Origin of the sequence: Conexibacter sp. DBS9H8 (genome assembly GCF_023330685.1) — a bacterium.
GTDB lineage: Bacteria > Actinomycetota > Thermoleophilia > Solirubrobacterales > Solirubrobacteraceae > Palsa-465.
Map to the genome: position 1 here is coordinate 2,885,852 of NZ_CP097128.1, position 15,422 is coordinate 2,901,273.

Annotated in this window: 18 protein-coding genes; 7 read left to right on the forward strand and 11 right to left on the reverse strand. The window is 71.3% G+C overall.

All coding sequences use genetic code 11. The annotated features are described in order from the left end of the window. Positions 1 to 146: 146 nt before the first annotated feature. Positions 147 to 485, forward strand: coding sequence for a TfoX/Sxy family protein (locus M3M55_RS13790; RefSeq protein ID WP_249010074.1), 339 nt, complete (start codon positions 147 to 149; stop codon positions 483 to 485). Positions 486 to 564: 79 nt separating this feature from the next. Here M3M55_RS13790 and M3M55_RS13795 read toward each other — a convergent pair whose 3' ends face one another. After that, complete coding sequence (locus M3M55_RS13795; protein ID WP_249010075.1) at positions 565 to 975, reverse strand: Mov34/MPN/PAD-1 family protein; 411 nt, start codon at positions 973 to 975, stop codon at positions 565 to 567. Between the two features lie 260 nt (positions 976 to 1,235). On the opposite strand from M3M55_RS13795, the gene M3M55_RS13800 reads away from it, so the two are divergent. Then, positions 1,236 to 1,469, forward strand: a complete 234-nt coding sequence (locus M3M55_RS13800) for a hypothetical protein (RefSeq protein ID WP_249010076.1) — start codon at positions 1,236 to 1,238, stop codon at positions 1,467 to 1,469. Positions 1,470 to 1,477: 8 nt separating this feature from the next. Here M3M55_RS13800 and M3M55_RS13805 read toward each other — a convergent pair whose 3' ends face one another. The 4 genes from M3M55_RS13805 to moeB form a co-directional block, all read right to left on the reverse strand. Beyond that, complete coding sequence (locus tag M3M55_RS13805) at positions 1,478 to 2,443, reverse strand: PLP-dependent cysteine synthase family protein (protein ID WP_249010077.1); 966 nt, start codon at positions 2,441 to 2,443, stop codon at positions 1,478 to 1,480. Positions 2,444 to 2,515: 72 nt separating this feature from the next. Then, complete coding sequence (locus M3M55_RS13810; protein WP_249010078.1) at positions 2,516 to 4,021, reverse strand: hypothetical protein; 1,506 nt, start codon at positions 4,019 to 4,021, stop codon at positions 2,516 to 2,518. 54 nt (positions 4,022 to 4,075) lie between these two features. Further along, positions 4,076 to 4,354, reverse strand: coding sequence for a MoaD/ThiS family protein (locus M3M55_RS13815; RefSeq protein ID WP_249010079.1), 279 nt, complete (start codon positions 4,352 to 4,354; stop codon positions 4,076 to 4,078). Between the two features lie 23 nt (positions 4,355 to 4,377). Further along, positions 4,378 to 5,559, reverse strand: coding sequence for a molybdopterin-synthase adenylyltransferase MoeB (gene moeB / locus M3M55_RS13820; protein ID WP_249010080.1), 1,182 nt, complete (start codon positions 5,557 to 5,559; stop codon positions 4,378 to 4,380). Between the two features lie 106 nt (positions 5,560 to 5,665). On the opposite strand from moeB, the gene M3M55_RS13825 reads away from it, so the two are divergent. After that, positions 5,666 to 6,478, forward strand: coding sequence for a redoxin domain-containing protein (locus M3M55_RS13825; RefSeq protein WP_249010081.1), 813 nt, complete (start codon positions 5,666 to 5,668; stop codon positions 6,476 to 6,478). A gap of 25 nt (positions 6,479 to 6,503) precedes the next feature. Here the strand turns inward: M3M55_RS13825 and M3M55_RS13830 are convergent, their stop codons facing one another. Next, positions 6,504 to 7,604 (reverse strand): metallophosphoesterase, encoded by a 1,101-nt coding sequence (locus M3M55_RS13830; protein ID WP_249010082.1) that lies wholly within the window; start codon positions 7,602 to 7,604, stop codon positions 6,504 to 6,506. A 20-nt stretch (positions 7,605 to 7,624) separates the two neighbouring features. Further along, complete coding sequence (locus tag M3M55_RS13835; protein WP_249010083.1) at positions 7,625 to 8,617, reverse strand: 4-hydroxy-3-methylbut-2-enyl diphosphate reductase; 993 nt, start codon at positions 8,615 to 8,617, stop codon at positions 7,625 to 7,627. A 37-nt stretch (positions 8,618 to 8,654) separates the two neighbouring features. Here M3M55_RS13835 and M3M55_RS13840 point away from each other — a divergent pair, with 37 nt between their 5' ends. After that, the gene (locus M3M55_RS13840; RefSeq protein WP_249010084.1) at positions 8,655 to 10,277 is read left to right on the forward strand and encodes a wax ester/triacylglycerol synthase domain-containing protein; all 1,623 of its coding nucleotides are present in this window, start codon (positions 8,655 to 8,657) and stop codon (positions 10,275 to 10,277) included. Positions 10,278 to 10,332: 55 nt separating this feature from the next. Here the strand turns inward: M3M55_RS13840 and M3M55_RS13845 are convergent, their stop codons facing one another. Then, the gene (locus M3M55_RS13845; protein ID WP_249010085.1) at positions 10,333 to 10,632 is read right to left on the reverse strand and encodes a metal-sulfur cluster assembly factor; all 300 of its coding nucleotides are present in this window, start codon (positions 10,630 to 10,632) and stop codon (positions 10,333 to 10,335) included. Between the two features lie 91 nt (positions 10,633 to 10,723). Here M3M55_RS13845 and M3M55_RS13850 point away from each other — a divergent pair, with 91 nt between their 5' ends. The 3 genes from M3M55_RS13850 to M3M55_RS13860 are packed head-to-tail and all read left to right on the forward strand — an operon-like array spanning position 10,724 to position 12,274. Continuing rightward, complete coding sequence (locus tag M3M55_RS13850) at positions 10,724 to 11,038, forward strand: STAS domain-containing protein (protein ID WP_249012423.1); 315 nt, start codon at positions 10,724 to 10,726, stop codon at positions 11,036 to 11,038. Between the two features lie 7 nt (positions 11,039 to 11,045). Continuing rightward, positions 11,046 to 11,573, forward strand: a complete 528-nt coding sequence (locus M3M55_RS13855; protein WP_249010086.1) for a hypothetical protein — start codon at positions 11,046 to 11,048, stop codon at positions 11,571 to 11,573. Next, a complete protein-coding gene (locus M3M55_RS13860; protein WP_249010087.1) occupies positions 11,561 to 12,274 on the forward strand; it encodes an HAD family phosphatase in 714 nt (237 codons plus the stop codon). The genes M3M55_RS13855 and M3M55_RS13860 overlap by 13 nt, the downstream gene beginning before the upstream one ends. On the opposite strand, the gene M3M55_RS13865 is transcribed toward M3M55_RS13860, so the two are convergent. The 3 genes from M3M55_RS13865 to M3M55_RS13875 all read right to left on the reverse strand — a co-directional run bounded on the left by M3M55_RS13865 (position 12,241) and on the right by M3M55_RS13875 (position 15,404). Beyond that, entirely contained in the window at positions 12,241 to 12,699 is a 459-nt protein-coding gene (locus M3M55_RS13865; RefSeq protein ID WP_249010088.1) for a hypothetical protein, read from the reverse strand. The genes M3M55_RS13860 and M3M55_RS13865 overlap by 34 nt on opposite strands. Positions 12,700 to 12,831: 132 nt before the next feature. Next, positions 12,832 to 13,782 (reverse strand): hypothetical protein, encoded by a 951-nt coding sequence (locus tag M3M55_RS13870; protein WP_249010089.1) that lies wholly within the window; start codon positions 13,780 to 13,782, stop codon positions 12,832 to 12,834. A gap of 56 nt (positions 13,783 to 13,838) precedes the next feature. Continuing rightward, entirely contained in the window at positions 13,839 to 15,404 is a 1,566-nt protein-coding gene (locus tag M3M55_RS13875) for a glutamate synthase subunit beta (RefSeq protein WP_249010090.1), read from the reverse strand. Positions 15,405 to 15,422: the final 18 nt, after the last annotated feature.

Here is a 15,422-nt window from a genome sequence, read left to right on the forward strand (position 1 = left end):
CGCCGGGCGCCGGCAGCCGGGGTGGCGAACGACGGCGAGGGGGGACTTTTGCGTCCTGGCGACGCAAAACTCCCCCCTCGTGCTCCGTCGTGCCCGTTCGCGTCGGGAGCACCGCGCCGGAGCGCCCCGGCCCACCTACACTCCTCATGGTGGCCTATGACCGGGAGCTCGCCGACCGGGTCCGGGCGCTCGTGGACTCCGAGCCGGGCCTCAGCGAGCAGCGGATGTTCGGCGGGCTCGCCTTCCTGCTTGAGGGGCGGATGGCGGTCGCCGTCTCCGGTCAGGGTGGGTTGCTGCTGCGGGTCGACCCTGCTGAGCAGGATCTGCTCGCCCGCGAGCCGCACACGACCGCGTTCGTGATGGCCGGGCGCCCGGCCCGCGGGTGGCTGAGGGTGCTCCCCGACGGGCTCGTCGAGAACGACGATCTGCGCGCCTGGGTGGCTCGCGGCGTCAACGCCGCCCAGGCGCTCGACGAAGGCGACTGAGGGCGGCTCATCGCCGGGCGGGCGAGCCGGGCAGGCGGGCGAGCCGGTCCGACGGGCAGGCGAGCCCCGCGAGCGCGTCTCAGACGGCGGCGTCGATGATCTCGAGGGCGACCTCGGTCACCTCACCGTCCCGGATCCGGTAGCCGCGGACCTCCGGGTGCTCGCGGTCCTTGACCCCGACGATCACGTAGATCGCCTCCGGGTGGGTCGCGAGGTTGATGTCGGTCTGGGAGGGATAGGGAGCGCTGCGCGTGTGGGAGTGGTAGATGATCCCGACCTCGAGGTCACGGTCGTAGATCTCGCCGAACTCGACGGCGAGCTGCTCGCGCGGGTCCATCTCGTAGCGCAGCGGGCTGTGGGCGGCGTTGCTGATCGGATAGGCGGCAACCGCCTCCCCATCGCGGGCGGCAACCATCCCGCAGCACTCGTCGGGGGCGTCGGCAAGCGCGTGGTCGATCATCTGCTGGTGGATGGCGGCGCTGATCCTCATGATCTGAGCCAGTGAGCCTAGACGATGTGGCGTGAGCCGCCCGTTGCCCGGTTGCCGCCGGGGTTGGCCGGCTGGACGCTCCCTGCGGGGATTCCCCTGACGAGAGATTCAGCCTCGGGCTGACCCCATGACATTCCGAGCGCGATATCAGCAGATGGGCGAGTGGCCCCACAGCCGGCGCCGAGCCCGCCCCGGACACCGTGGCGCGCGAGTGGCCAACGTCACTCAAGGCGAGCCGTACCGGCGTCGATAGAACCGGCATGGAAAGCCACCTTCGCAATCTCCGGCGGTTGATCGAGGAGGAGATGTACGTCGTCGACGAGCCGCTCGTGGCCGAGGCGATCGTCGCCCGGGCGGCCGTGCACGCGCTCGTCGCGCGGGCGTCGTTCGCAAGCGACCTGCGACCTCCGGTGGTCCGCTCCTTCCGGCGCGACAATCACGCGCGCAGCTTCCGGCTCGAGCGGCGTGAGCGCCTGCACAAGCCCGACCGCTGAGTCTCAGCTCACCACCAGACCGTCGAATCGAGGTTCTCGACCTCATCGACGGGGAGGGTGTAGATGCCGCTGGAGAGGTACTTCCAGCCGTCGTCGCAGACGATGAAGACGACGTTCCCCTCGTCAAGCTCGCTGGCGATCCGGACGGCAACGCGGGCGATCGCGCCAGAGGACACCCCGGCGAAGATCTGCTCCTCGTCAAGCAGCCGCCGGGTCCAGATGATCGCGTCGCGGTTGGTGACGAAGATCTTGCGGTCAAGCAGATCGATGTCGATGATCGGCGGGATGAAGCCGTCGTCGAGGGAGCGCAGCCCCTGAACGGGCTCGCCCTGCATCGGCTCGGCGGCGACGATCTTCACCGCGTCCCCGAGTTCCTCCTTGAACCGCCGGCCGTTGCCCATCAGGGTCCCGCCCGTCCCGAGGCCGGCGACGAAGGCGGCGACCTGACCGTCGAGATCCTCGAGGATCTCCAGCGCCGTGCCGTTGTAGTGGGCGGCCGGATTGGCCGGGTTCCCGTACTGATAGGGCATGTACAGGCTCGGATCGGCGTCCGCCAGTTCGCGCGCCATGGCGACCGCGCCGTTGGAGCCGAGGGAACCGTCGCTGTAGACGATCTCGGCACCGTACATTCTCAGCAGCTGGGTCCGCTCAGGCGTGACGTTGTCGGGCATCACCACGCGGAGGCGGTAGCCGCGGCGGCGGGCGATCATCGCCAGGGCGATCCCGGTGTTCCCCGACGTTGGCTCGAGGATCGTCTGACCGGGACGGATCAGGCCCTTCTCCTCCGCGTCCTCGATCAGCCCCCGCGCGACGCGGTCCTTGACCGAGCCGGTCGGGTTGTGGGACTCGAGCTTGGCCCAGATCCGCACGCCCGGCTTGGGGCTGAGGTTGGCGAGCTCGACCAGCGGGGTGTGGCCGATCGACTCGACGACATCACCGTAGCGGCGCGGTGCGTTCCGGATGAAGGAGGCCATGCTTCAGAAAGTGTAGTGGGCCGGCGCACCCCGGGCGCGGGGCGGTTCCGATCGCCCGGATCCGCGGCCCGATCAGCTGCTGAGGCCCTGCAGCGGCGCACAGGCGACGGAGGCGACCGTCGGCTCGTTGAGCAGGGTCAGGCGCCAGTGCGGACCGGTGTGGGAGAAGGCGACAACGGGGAACGTGCGGTAGCTGCGCAGCGGGCGAAAGCCGACGACCCCGACGTTGACCCCGAGCTCCCAGGCCACCCCGCTCTGCCAGCCCAGCGCGGCGACGGGGGCACCGCAGTTGAGGATCTGATGCACTCCCGCACGGCGGACGAGACGCGTGAGCCCGGCAAGCTCACGCGCGTCCAGCTGCTGGTTCTCCACGATCCCCCGGCCCCCGTCGACGCTCGTGCGCGCGAACGGGACGATACCCGCGAGAAAGATGAGGACGACGAGGAGCCCGAGCGCCGCACCGAGTCGCGCGCCGACGCGACCCTGCCGGGCCAGCAGCCGCCAGGGAAGGAGCAGCAGCTGGGCGCTGCCGACCCCGCCGATCACCGCGAGCACGCCACCGACCTCGATCAGGTAACGCTGGACGGCGGAGAACCCGTGGAGGGCGAAGCCGATCTCCACCGCCGTCCACAGCGCAGCGAGGCCGAGCAGGACGAGGACCCGCCGGTCGCGCCAGAGGAGGCTGAGCAGGAGCGACACGCCAACCTCGATCTGCACGACCGTGCCCGACAGAGTGCGGACGCGGTCGAGGACCCCGAGGAACTTGTTGCCGACCACCGCGGTCGCCAACCCGGTGTCAAACCGGCCCGGGCTGAGCGGACTGTTCGAGGCGAGCGTCGGCGGGAGAAACCAGGCGACCGGCGTGCTCAGCACCGCCGCCAGCCACCAGCCGCGCAGGCCTGGCACCGCCCGCCACAACCACAGCCCGTATCCGCCGAGCAGCACCCACACCTCGGGGCGACCGAGTCCGGCGAGCCACAGCAGCGCGAGCGCCCAACCATACCGTCGCGCGAAGTGCGCCTCGGCGGCGCCGAGCAGGAGGGCGAGGACGAGCGGGTCCGAACTCGTGATCAGGACCTGGCGGAGCAGGCCCATCGGCAGCGGGACAAGCTTGGAGGCGACGGTCATCGTGGCGAGGATCGTCGCGGCGACGAGGGCCGCGAGCATCGGCGGTACCCACTCGGGGATGATCCCGCTCCCGCGCGGAGCGAGCCGCCAGGCGAGCCGGCCGGCGAGCAGCGGCCCGGCCACCCCGCCCGCGCAGGCGGTGATCGTCCACAGCCACAGCTCGCCCTGGTGACCGGTGAGGGCGTAGGGAAGCAGGAACAGGAAGGCGAGCGGCTTCCAGGAGGGGGCCGCGTTGAGGTTGAGCGTGCCGTGCAGAACCTCATTGGCCCACACCATCCAGCCGTTTGCGTCATAGGCCGGCCGGGCCTGGGCGAACACGGCCAACAGCGCCCCGAGGCCGAGCACGACCACGACGAACAGCGCCCACCCGAGCCCAGACCGCCGCACCACCGGGCGGACGCCGTGGCGGTGGGCGGGATCGAGGGGATCGCGGGCGATGGCGACGGTCACCGGAGGGCTTTCTAGCGTCCTCCGGATAATGCCCGTGTCAGAGTGCGGCCCGGATTACAGGCCCCCGCCGGCCATGGCGGGGAGGATGACGAGCGTGTCGGCGCCCGACACGGGCGTCTGCAGGCCTTCGAGTACGCGGACGTCCTCATCGTTGAGGTAAACGTTGACGTAGCGGTTGAGTTGCCCGTCGGCACCGAACAGTTGGGTTCGGGTGTCCGGATGGGCGGCGGTGATCGCCTCGAGGATCTCGCCGACGGAGGCTCCGTCGGCGGTGAGCTCACGCTCACCGCCGACCGCGGCGCGCAGAACGGGGGGAATGCGGATGGTGGCCATAGCGCTGGAGGATCGTAGCGGGGTCAGTGCGCCCCGGCGCAGAAGGCCTCGTAGTCGGGGAACACCCCGAGCTCGTCATCGGTGATCTCCTCAGGGGCCCGCGAGCAGATCGGGCAGGCCGGGTCGCGGCGGACCTTGACCTCGGTGACGGAGGCGGCCAGAGCGTCGTACATCAGCAGCCGGCCGATCAGCGGGTTGCCGATGTCAAGGATCAGCTTGATCACCTCGGTCGCCTGGAGCAGGCCCATCGTGCCCGGGAGGACGCCGATCACGCCGTTGGCCCCACAACTGGGGGCGAGCTCGGCTGGCGGCGGGACCGGGAACAGGCATCGGTAGCACGGTCCCTCGTAGGGCTTGAACACCGACAGCTGCCCGTCAAAACCGAGGATCGCGGCGGAGACGACGGGGATCCGCAGCCGGACCGTCGCGTCGTTGAGCAGGTAGCGGGTCGGGAAGTTGTCGAGCCCATCAACGACGATGTCGTAGTCGGGCAGGATGTCCATGATGTTGTCGGGCCCGAGCCGGAGCCGATGCTGGACGACGTTGACGTCGGGGTTGAGCGCGGCGATCGTCGCGGCGGCAGACTCGACCTTGGGGACCCCGACCCGCTCGGTGTTGTGGATCACCTGACGCTGGAGGTTGGAGACGTCGACGACGTCATCGTCGACGATTCCGAGCGTACCGACCCCGGCGGCGGCGAGATAGAGGGCGGTCGGGGAACCGAGGCCGCCCGCGCCGAGGAGGAGGACGCGCGCGTCGAGCAGCTTCTGCTGCCCCTCGAGGCCGACCTCGGGCAGCAGGATGTGGCGCGAGTAGCGGTCGCGCTGCTCGGCCGACATGAACTTCGGCACCTCAACCGGATACCCGCGGTCCTTCCACAGCGTGATCCCGCCGGTCATCGAGCTGACGTGCTCATACCCGAGATCCTCGCTGAGGCTGCGTGTCGCCCAGGCCGAGCGGTTCCCGGAGGCGCAGTAGAGGACGATCGGGACGCTGCGGTCGCCGACGGCTCCCTCGATCCGCGTCTCGAGCGAAGAGCGGGGGACGTGGACGGCACCGGGCAGGTGGCCGGCCGCCCACTCCTCAGCCTCACGGACGTCGATGACGACCGCACCGCCGCTGAGGCGATCGCGCACCTCAGAGGGGTCAACCTCCTCGATCCGGCTCTTGATCTGGCGGAGAACTTCAGCTCCGGACGGACTCATCAGCGAAAACTCCTCAAAGGCACTCGGGTTTACGTGTTTGGAGTATAGCCCGCGTCACCGCAGCCCGGAACGCCTCGGGAGGTGGGCACTTGACATCCTCGCAGGGATGCGCGCCCCCGATGTCGACATCTTCGCTCCCGAGTTTCCCGCACAGGCGCCCTGGATCGGCGGAAAGCGGCTGTGGCTGGCCCAGCTGCGCGGACACCCGTTCCTCTTGGAGTTCTGGGACTTCTGCCGTCCCAGCTCGCTGCGCACCCTCCCCTACCTCACCGCTTGGCAGGACCGCTATGGGGAGGCGGGACTGCGCACCGTCGGCGTCCACGCCTCCGGCTTTCCGCCCTCTGCGGATGTCGAGGCGGTCGCCGCCGCGGTCGCCCGGCTCGGGATCGCCTACCCGGTGCTCGTCGACGTCGACTTCACCCTGTGGCAGGAGTACGGCAACCTCGGCTGGCCCGCCCGTTACCTGTTCGACGCGCACGGGCGGCTGTTTGACTACCACTACGGCGAGGGAGGCTACGGGGAGACCGAGGCGGCGATCCGGGAGCTGCTCGGATTCGACCACGGCCCCGACGGCCGCCACACCGGCGTGCCCGACCATGACGGCGCCCCCGAGCCGGTCGGCTACCTGCGGGCCGAAGACGACCCCGCCGCCCTGCTCGTCATCCCCACCCCCGACGCTGAGGGCGCCACCTCCGGCCCGTATGAGGCGGGGTCGGTGTGGGCGGTGATCGCGGGCACGGGCACGCTCGAGGTGAACGGCGAGACCCGCCGCATCGACCACCCGGGCGCCCACCAGCTGATCAGCCATTCGCGCTCGACCGCCGCCACCCTCGAGATCTGCCCTGGGCCCGGGGTCGAGGTGCTCGCGACCTGCTTCCTCCCCGGCCTCGCGCCCGACGGGTCGACGCCGACGGTGTGAGGGCAGCGGCCCCCGCGGGGGCCGGTCAGCGCCGAGCGGCGTCGAGCAGGTTGACGAGCTCGGGCGGGCCGCTGTCGCCGATCCGCACGGCGAACCCGGGGCGGTAGGCGCTCTGTGCGAGGTCGGGGCCGAGGAAGGCCTCCTCCGAGACCCAGCAGCCGGTGTTGATCATCCGCGTGCCGGCCGTCGTTCGCCACAGCTCGGCGTCGTCGCCGGGCAACGGCCCGGCCCGATGGGTGTGGCCGTAGAGGGCCCAGTCGGCATACACGCCGAGGGTCTCGAGCACCGCAGCGTACCCGCTGACGCCGTTGCGGTAGAGCTCCTCCCCGGAGATGTCGGACTTCAACGGCCCGAGTCCGGCGGCGCTGAGCAGCCCCGTGGCGGCGCTGAGACCGCCGCTGAGGGCGAGCCGGGTGATTCCCTCCCCGTCGTTGAGCAGGCGCCAGATCCGGGCCGAGGCGTTCGTGTGGGAGGAGCCGGGCTCCCCACCGTCGGGGTCGCTGCGCAGCCCGCTCTGGGCGATCTGGAACATCCAGGCGTAGATCGGCGCGAGGACCGCCTCATAGTCCTCGGGCTGGGCGGCCCGCTTGACCGGCGCGCGCAGGTAGCGGGCCATCGCCCCGGCAGCGAGCCGCTCGAAGGCCGGCAGGGTCGAATGGCGGTCGAGGTAGTGGCCGTGCATCGCGTAGACATCCTCGCGCAGCCAGATTCCCGGATAGACGACGCGGACGTGGGCGCCGCCCGCCCCCCAGGCGTCAACGAGCCGGGCGAGCGGATCCTCTGGGCGCCAGCGCACCTCAGACTCGAGGCCGAGCGGCTCGGGGGTCCCGTGGGCGGAACGTCGCAGCAGCCATGGGGCGAGCAGCTCGCGATCGTGGTTGCCGGCGAGGATCACCACCTCCGCGCGCGGGCCGAGCGACTCGGTGAGCGTACCGAGGACAGCGGTCGCGTGGGCGAGGGAGGTCCAGACCGGCTCCTCACGCAGCTCGACGACGTCTCCGAGCAGCACGAGCCGATCCGTGTCGCGGAGGGCGGCGGAGAGGGCCGCCCGTGTCGCGGGCTCGTGCAGGAGCGCCCGCCCGCCACGGGCCCCGAGGTGGAGATCGGAGATGACGAGGGTGTTCACGGACGTCCCGGACGCCGCACTCAGGCAGGCCGGGCGGCCGCGGAGGAGATGGCAGGCTCGCCACGTTCGGCGAGGGCCTGGCGAATCGGCTTGGGCAGCATGAAACGGACGTCCTCCTGGATCACCTCAAGCTCACTCACGTCCTCGGTGCCGCGGGCACGGAAGTGGGCGACGAGGTTCTGCACGAGGGTCTCCGGGGCGGAGGCGCCGGAGGTGATCCCGAGCACGCCGACGCCGTCAAGCCACTCCTCCTGCACCTGTGACTCGTTGTCGATCAGGTGCGCGTCGGCGCCGTGCTCCCGCGCGACCTCGACGAGCCGGTTGGAGTTGGAGGAGTTGCGCGAGCCGATCACGAGCACGAGGTCACAGGCGCGGGCGAGCTCCTTGACCGCGGCCTGACGGTTGGTCGTCGCATAACAGATGTCGTCGGTGCGGGGACCGGTGATGTGCGGGAACCGTTCCCGCAGGCGGACGATCACCTCAGCGGTCTCATCGACAGACAGCGTCGTCTGGGAGATGTAGGCGATCCGCGTGTCGTCGGGCACCGTCAGGGCGTCGACGTCGGCGACGCTCTCGACGAGGACGATGCTGTCGGGGGCCTCCCCCATCGTACCCTCGACCTCCTCATGGCCCTGGTGGCCGATCAGCACGATCGTGTACCCCTCCGCGGCGAACTTGATCGCCTCACGGTGCACCTTGGTGACGAGCGGACAGGTCGCGTCGATCGTGTTGAGTCCGCGGGCGCTCGCGTTGGCGTGCACCTCGGGGCTGACGCCGTGAGCGGAGAACACGGCGGTGGCGCCCTCCGGCACCTCATTCTCGGACTCGACGAACACGGCGCCACGCTCCCGCAGCTTCTCGACGACGTGCTTGTTGTGCACGATCTCCTTGCGCACGTACACGGGCGCGCCATGGATCTCGAGGGCCCGTGCGACGGTCTGGACGGCCCGATCGACGCCCGCACAGTAGCCGCGGGGAGCGGCGAGGAGGATCTTCTCTGGAGTGGACGACACTGCCGTTGAGTGTACGGCGCGCGTACCCTTGGCCGCGATGGGACAACTCGACCGACTGTCCGCAGTGGACGTGGCGTTCCTGGACCAGGAGCGGGGGGCCGCGCAGCGCCATATCGGCACCGTGATCGTGTGTGAGGGTCCGAGCCCGGGGCTGACCGGCTTCCGTGAGCACGTCGGCCGCCGCCTCGACGGTCTGCCTCGCTACCGCCAGCGGTTGCTACTCAGCCGTCTCGGCGCCCGGTGGGTGGATGACCCGAACTTCGACCTCACATACCACGTCCGCGGCGCGGCGCTGCCCGCGCCGGCCGGAGCGGCGGAGCTCGGCAGCTTCGTCGGTCATCTTGCCGGCCAGCGGCTCGACCGTCAGCGTCCCCTGTGGGAGGCCTGGCTCGTCGAGATGGGCGCTGAGCCGGGCCGGTTCGCCGTCGTCTGCAAGCACCACCTCGCCCTCGTCGACGGGATCACCGGCGTCGACCTGGCGACCGCGCTGCTCGACCGGGAGCCCACCCGGGCGGACCCGCGGCCGGGGGCCGAAGCCGGCTCCGAGCGCCGGCCGGCCTGGCGTCCCCGCCCGCTTCCTGCCCCCCGTGAGGTGATCGCCGCCGAGACCCGGGAGGCGCTCGGGAGTGGCCTTGGGCTCGCCGGGCGGGCCATCAGCGCGGCGGTACGGCCCGACCGCGCCCTGCGGGAGGTCGCCGAGGTCGCCCACGGGATCGGTGAGCTCGCCTGGTCGGCCCTCAATCCGCCCCCTCCGTCCCCGCTCAACGTCCCGTCCGGACCCAACCGCCGCTACGCGGTCCTGTCACACCGGCTCGCTGACTACACGGCAGTCAGCGACAGCTTCGGGGCCGGCGTCGATGAGGTCCTCCTCACCGTCCTCACCGGCGCGCTGCGGAACTGGCTGCGCAGCCGGAGCATCGATGTCGACGGTCTCGAACTGCGGGCGCTCCTGCCGGTCCTCACGTCCGGCCCGCAGCAGCCCGCCGACCCCGCCGGGCGCCTTTCCGCGATGCGGGTGTCGCTGCCGGTCGCGATCAGCGACCCGAGCGCGTGCCTCACCGTGCTCGTGGAGACGATCGCCGCGCGGAGGGCGTCCAGCCTCACCGCTGACGCGACAGCGCCGGCCCACCCTGTGCCGCAGCCGCCGACACGCACCCGTCCGAACACCGCCCCGCCCGCCCCGACGGCCCAGTTCGCCCGGGCGGCCCGCATCGGGTTCTCCCCACGGATGATCAACCTTCTCATCACCCACGTGCCCGGGCCGGCGGAGCCGTTCTCCGCGCTCGGGCGGCGCGTCGAGGCGATTCACCCGCTCCCGTTCCTCGCGGACGGGCACGGCCTCGCGATCGGGATCAGCCGCACCGACGGCGGGCTCCACTACGGCCTGCTCGGCGACTACGACACACTCGGCGACCTCGACCGGATCAGTGCGGGGATCGAGGCGACCCTCGAGGAGCTGCTCGCGGCCGGCGCCGCCGCAAGCGCCGTGCGCGGCTCCCGGCGGCGGCGGATCGACGCCGAGGCAGCCGCGGCGCCCGCCGGTGATGTCGAGCCGGTCGCCGACATCACCGCCACCCCGCTGATGGCCTCGACGGTGAAGCGGCGTAGCGGACCCGGCTCGGACATGCGCGCCCGCCACCGGGAACGCCCGCAACCGTGACCTCACGGGAGACCACCGGGCGGAGCCGACGGACGCCCGCGACGGGCGCCGGAACTCAGAACCCGAGCGCGAACTTGGCGTCGTCGCTCATCTTGTCCACCGACCACGGCGGCATGAAGGTGAGCTCGGATTCGACGGCGCTGACCCCGTCGATCTCGGAGACGAACTCAGAGATCTGCTCCTCGACCTGGGGGCCGATCGGGCAACCGGGGCTCGTCAGGGTGTAGGTCACCTTGACCGCGCCGGCACCGTCGATCTCGACGCCGTAGATCAGGCCGAGCTCGACGAAGTCGAGCCCGAGCTCGGGATCGATGACCTCGCGCAGTGCGTCGTTGACCTCGTCGACGGTGACCATGGGCGGAAGTGTAGAGCGAGCGGGAACTTAGCAAGAGTTTATGGCCGCAGGTCCCCCCCGGCGGGTCCGTCTCAGGTAGGGTGGCGCCATCATCGAGTTCGCTGACAGCCCTCCGGTTCTCCGCTGCGTCGGTGATGAGGATCTCAACACCCAGAGCCTCCGGCGACGGGCGCTGATCCGGGCGATCCGGGCCGAGCGGGACGTCATCGTCGACCTCAGTGAGCTCGTGTTCGCAGACGGATCGCTGATGGCCGATCTCGCGATGGTCTCCCAGCGGCTGCGCCGCTGTGGACGGGCGCTGCTGCTGCGCGGTGCCCAGCCGCAGATCATCGCCGTGATCGAGAAGACGGGTCTGCACCGGCTCCCGGGCATTCGGATCGACGGTCCGTGGCCCGCGCTGGCATGATCTCTGTGTGCAGCTGACCGCCGTCGCCGATCCCGCCCAGAGTACGTGGACGATGTGGGCGGACGGCTCGCCCCTGGGCCCCGAACCGGCCGCGACGGCCGCGCAGCCACCGCTGACCCTCGCCAACCTCGGCGCCGATCCGGCCGACTCCACCCGCGCGGTCGCGGTGTGGCTCGAGGAGACGGAGGAGACCTTCGTCCTCACCGCCGTGCGCCCCCGCGGCGCCCGGGGCCAGGATCGAGACACCCACACGGTGACGCTGCCGGCCTCCCGCGCCCACCTCCACTGCGGCGACGCCTACCTGTCGACCGAGTACGACGCCGCCGGGGAGCCGCGCCGGTTCGGGGTCGAGCTGTGGCTCGCCGCCGAACCGGAGGGCGAGGAGTATCCGCTGCGGATCGCCGGCGAGGCGCGTCCGGACGGAGAGGCGCTCGCGGTCACCCGAGACGGGTACCGGATCAGCGCCGTGGAGATGTCCGCCCGGATCGCCGGACGGACGGGGCTCGCCGTCTACCTGCTCGTGTGCCCCGCGTGATCAGCACCGTCGTCTCTGATCTCGGCGGCGTGCTCACGACGCCGCTGGCGGACGCCTTTGCCGCCTACGAGCGGGACGCCGGCGTCCCCCTGTCGGAGTTCTGGACCGCGCTCGGGGCGATCGCCGAACGGACGGGAGCCAACCCGATGTTCGAGCTCGAGACCGCGCGGCTCACCGAGCGCGAGTTCACCGAGGCGCTGTCGGCCCAGTTGAGCGGACAGCTCGGCCGGGCCGTCGCGGTGGGCGACTTCAGCGCTCGCTGGTTCGCCCACCTCCACGCGAACGAGCCGATGCTCAGGCTGATGCGCTCGCTCGCCCAGCGCGGATACCGGATGGGCCTGCTGACCAACAACGTCCGTGAATGGGAGCCGCTGTGGCGGCCCCGGCTCGGGATCGACGCGATCTTCAGCGTGATCGTCGACTCCGGGTTCGTCGGGATGCGCAAACCCGACCCGGCGATCTACACGCTCACCGAGCAGCGGCTCGGGGTACCCGGCGCCGAGATCCTGTTCGTCGACGACGTCGAGGCGAACGTCGAGGCGGCCCGGGCGGCCGGCTGGTCGGCGGTCCGCTTTGACGACAACGCCCAGGCGATTCCCGAGATCGAGGCGCTCCTCGCGCGGGTGGGCCGGGCGGACCCCGACGCGCGCCGGGCGGACCCCGACGATCAGTTCTCGGACCCGAGCCGGTCCCAGCAGTAGAGCTCGAGGCACTCGGCGGCGAGCTCGACACAACGCCCGTCCGAAAGCCACGGCAGCACGGTGTCGAGCGCCTCCTCCTCGCCGACCCCGGCCTCGAAGGCCTCCTCCCCGCGGAACCCGGCGGCGATCTTCAGCGCCTCACGCCGGTTCTCCCCAAGGCTTGGGAACACGTTGACGAGGAACTCGGCGGAGGGGATCGGGTGGCCGCCGACCTCGAGCGAGGCGTGCCAGGCCGCGAGCAGGGAGAGGTCGTGCTCGTCCAGGTCCGCGACCGCCTTGGCGTAGTGGGACTGAAGGTCGGGCTCGGGGATCTCATCGACCCAGGCGCGGACGACCTCCCCGAGGATCTGGCGCCGGGTCTCACGCCCAACGGAGTCGGCGATCACGCGGATGGCGTTCTGCGGTTCGATGAAGCAGAGGGGCATGTGGTCTCCGGCTGCGAAACGGGGCTGATGTCGGGCAACGGTAGGCCGCCTCCCGGACAGAATCGGCTCCAGTCGCCCCGGACGGCGCCCTCCTCGCACCGTCGTCCCCCAAACTGCGAAGAAAAGCCGCGCTCAGACCGCGAGCGCGGCACGGGCGGCGGTGACCCGGTCAGGGTCGGGGACCATGTCGTCCTCGACGCCGCGGCCGGTCCGGGCGGTACTTCCGGCCCCCCAGTTGGCGAGCCCGAGATCGAGCGCGGCGAGCGGCACGTGACAGGCCTCGGCGAGATCGGCGGCGCGGCGTTCGAGCAGCAGCGGATCGCCGATCCCGAAGGCCCGCTTGGCCGCCCATGTCGTCTCATTCTCCCCGCTCGGGAACAGGCGACCGGCCTCCAGCTCGTACAGTCCGAGGCAGCCGAGGAGGACGAGCAGCTCGTAGCGCTGATCGCGATCGAGCACCCCGAGGGCGCCGATCCGCTCGAAGATCCGCTCGAACCGCCGGGTCGCCGTCCAGTGCCCCTCCCCGGCGATCGCCGCCGCCTGGGAGCCGGCCCGCCCCGCCCAGGCGCGGTAGGGCTCAAGCCCCTCCCCCGAACTCCACGGCACCGGCGTGCCGTCCGGATCGACCGCCCACTGCACCGCCGCCCAGGTCCGCTCCTCGATGTCGCCCGCGGGGTCGACGATCGTCGCGAACCGGTCCGGGGGGTCCTGGGCGAGCCGGTCCAGGCGGGTGGCGGCAAAGGCGAGCTCGTCCGCGAGCCGGGCGGCGTCGGCGGAGGAGCGCACCCCCTGGATGAGGGTCGACACGTATCCGTCGTCGACGCCGCGTTCGAGCCGGCGCACCTTGACCGCGTTCGCGGCCGCCCGGGTCCGTTCCGCCGCCCGGCCAGTGCGCCCCTTGGCGGCCGACCGGGCGGTGCCCCCGAGCCGATCGCCTGCCGGTGAGGCGGCGGCTGCGCGCTCCCGCGGGACGGTGGAACGGGGGGCGCTCGAGCTCACCACCGGGTTCATCACGGCTCCCTGCTCGCGGGTGCAGATCGGGCAGTTCGCCAGCAGGCGATTGTGACGGCAGAAGGCGGGCATCACGACAATCCTGACAGGCGTGCTCCCGCGCTGCCGCGCGGCCTCGCGCGGCCGTCTCAGCGGCGCTCGCCAGGGCCAGCGAAAAACTCCTCACCGGGCCGGACGTTGCCGGCCGCCTCCGCCTCATGCATCAGCGTGCCGTCCGCCTCGCCGCTCCAGGCACCGAGGGCGAGGCCCTCCCGGTCCTGGTCCATCGGCGAGCCACCGAGGTACTCGTTGACCACCCGCGCGCACTTGCGCCCCTCCGAGATCGCGGTGACCACGAGCGACTGACCGATCCGGGCGTCCCCGCAGGCGAACACGCCCGACGCGCTCGTCTTGAGGGTCTGGCCGGTCGCGATGTTGCCGAACTTGTCGAGCTGGAGGGAGAGGTCGGCGACGAGCCCGTCGTGCTCGGGATGCTCGAACCCGATCGCGATCAGCACGAGGTCGGCCTCGAGCACGAACTCCGAACCGGGGACGGGGGTGAGGTCACGGGAGGAGGTGCCGGTGACCTGACGGGCGTAGACGTGGGTGACCCGCCCGTCCTTGCCGCCAAACCCGGTCACCTCGGTCCCCCAACGCCGGCGCCCGCCCTCCTCGAGGGCGTAGGTCGTCGCGGTCCGCTTCGGCGGCAGCGGCCACGGGTGGCGGGGGTCGTCCTCCGACAGGGTCTGGTAGACGTCGAGAATCGACACCGAGGCGGCGCCCTCGCGGTGGGAGTTCGAGACGCAGTCCATGCCGGTGTCACCGCCACCGATGACGATCACGTGCTTGCCCGCGGCGGTGATCTGCTCGGCTTCGGGGGTCGCACGCGCGGGACGGCCCTGGGAGGCGGCGACCCAGCGGTTGCGTTGGTAGAGGTAGTCCATCGCGACGTGAATGCCGGCGTGCTCGCGGCCGGGGACGGCCATGTCGCGGGAGACGCGGGAGCCGATTGCGATCACGACGGCGTCGTAGTCGGCGGCGAGATCGGCGATCGCGAGATCACGGCCGACGTCGACGTTGGTGGCGAACTCGATCCCCTCCGCCTCGAGCAGGGCGACGCGGCGATCGATGATCGCCTTCTCCAGCTTCGCGTCGGGGACGCCGAACCGCATCAGCCCGCCGGGCGCCTCGTCCCGCTCGAACACGACGACGCTGTGCCCGGACTTGTTCAGCTCGGCGGCCGCGGCGAGACCGGCGGGGCCGGAGCCGATCACCGCCACCCGGCGGCCACTGCGCCGGTCTGGCGGTTCGGCGGTCACCCACCCCTCCGTGAAGCCGCGCTCGGCGATCGCCAACTCGATCTGCTCGATCGTCACCGCGTCGGAGTTGATCGCCAGCACGCAGGCGGACTCACACGGTGCCGGGCAGATCCGGCCGGTGAACTCAGGGAAGTTGTTCGTCGTGTGGAGGACGTCGAGGGCTGTCCGCCACTTGTCGCGGTAGACGAGGTCGTTGAAGTCGGGGATGAGGTTGCCCAGCGGGCAGCCCTCGTGGCAGAACGGGACCCCGCAGTCCATGCACCGCGCACCCTGCCTGCGCAGGTCCTCGGTGGCCGGCAGGCTGAAGTACTGGTGGTAGTCCTTGACCCGCTCGGCCGGGTCGCGCTTGGCAAAGCCGACCCGTTCGATCTTCAGGAAGGCGCCGAGTTCACCCATGGTCTGTCGTCCTCTCTG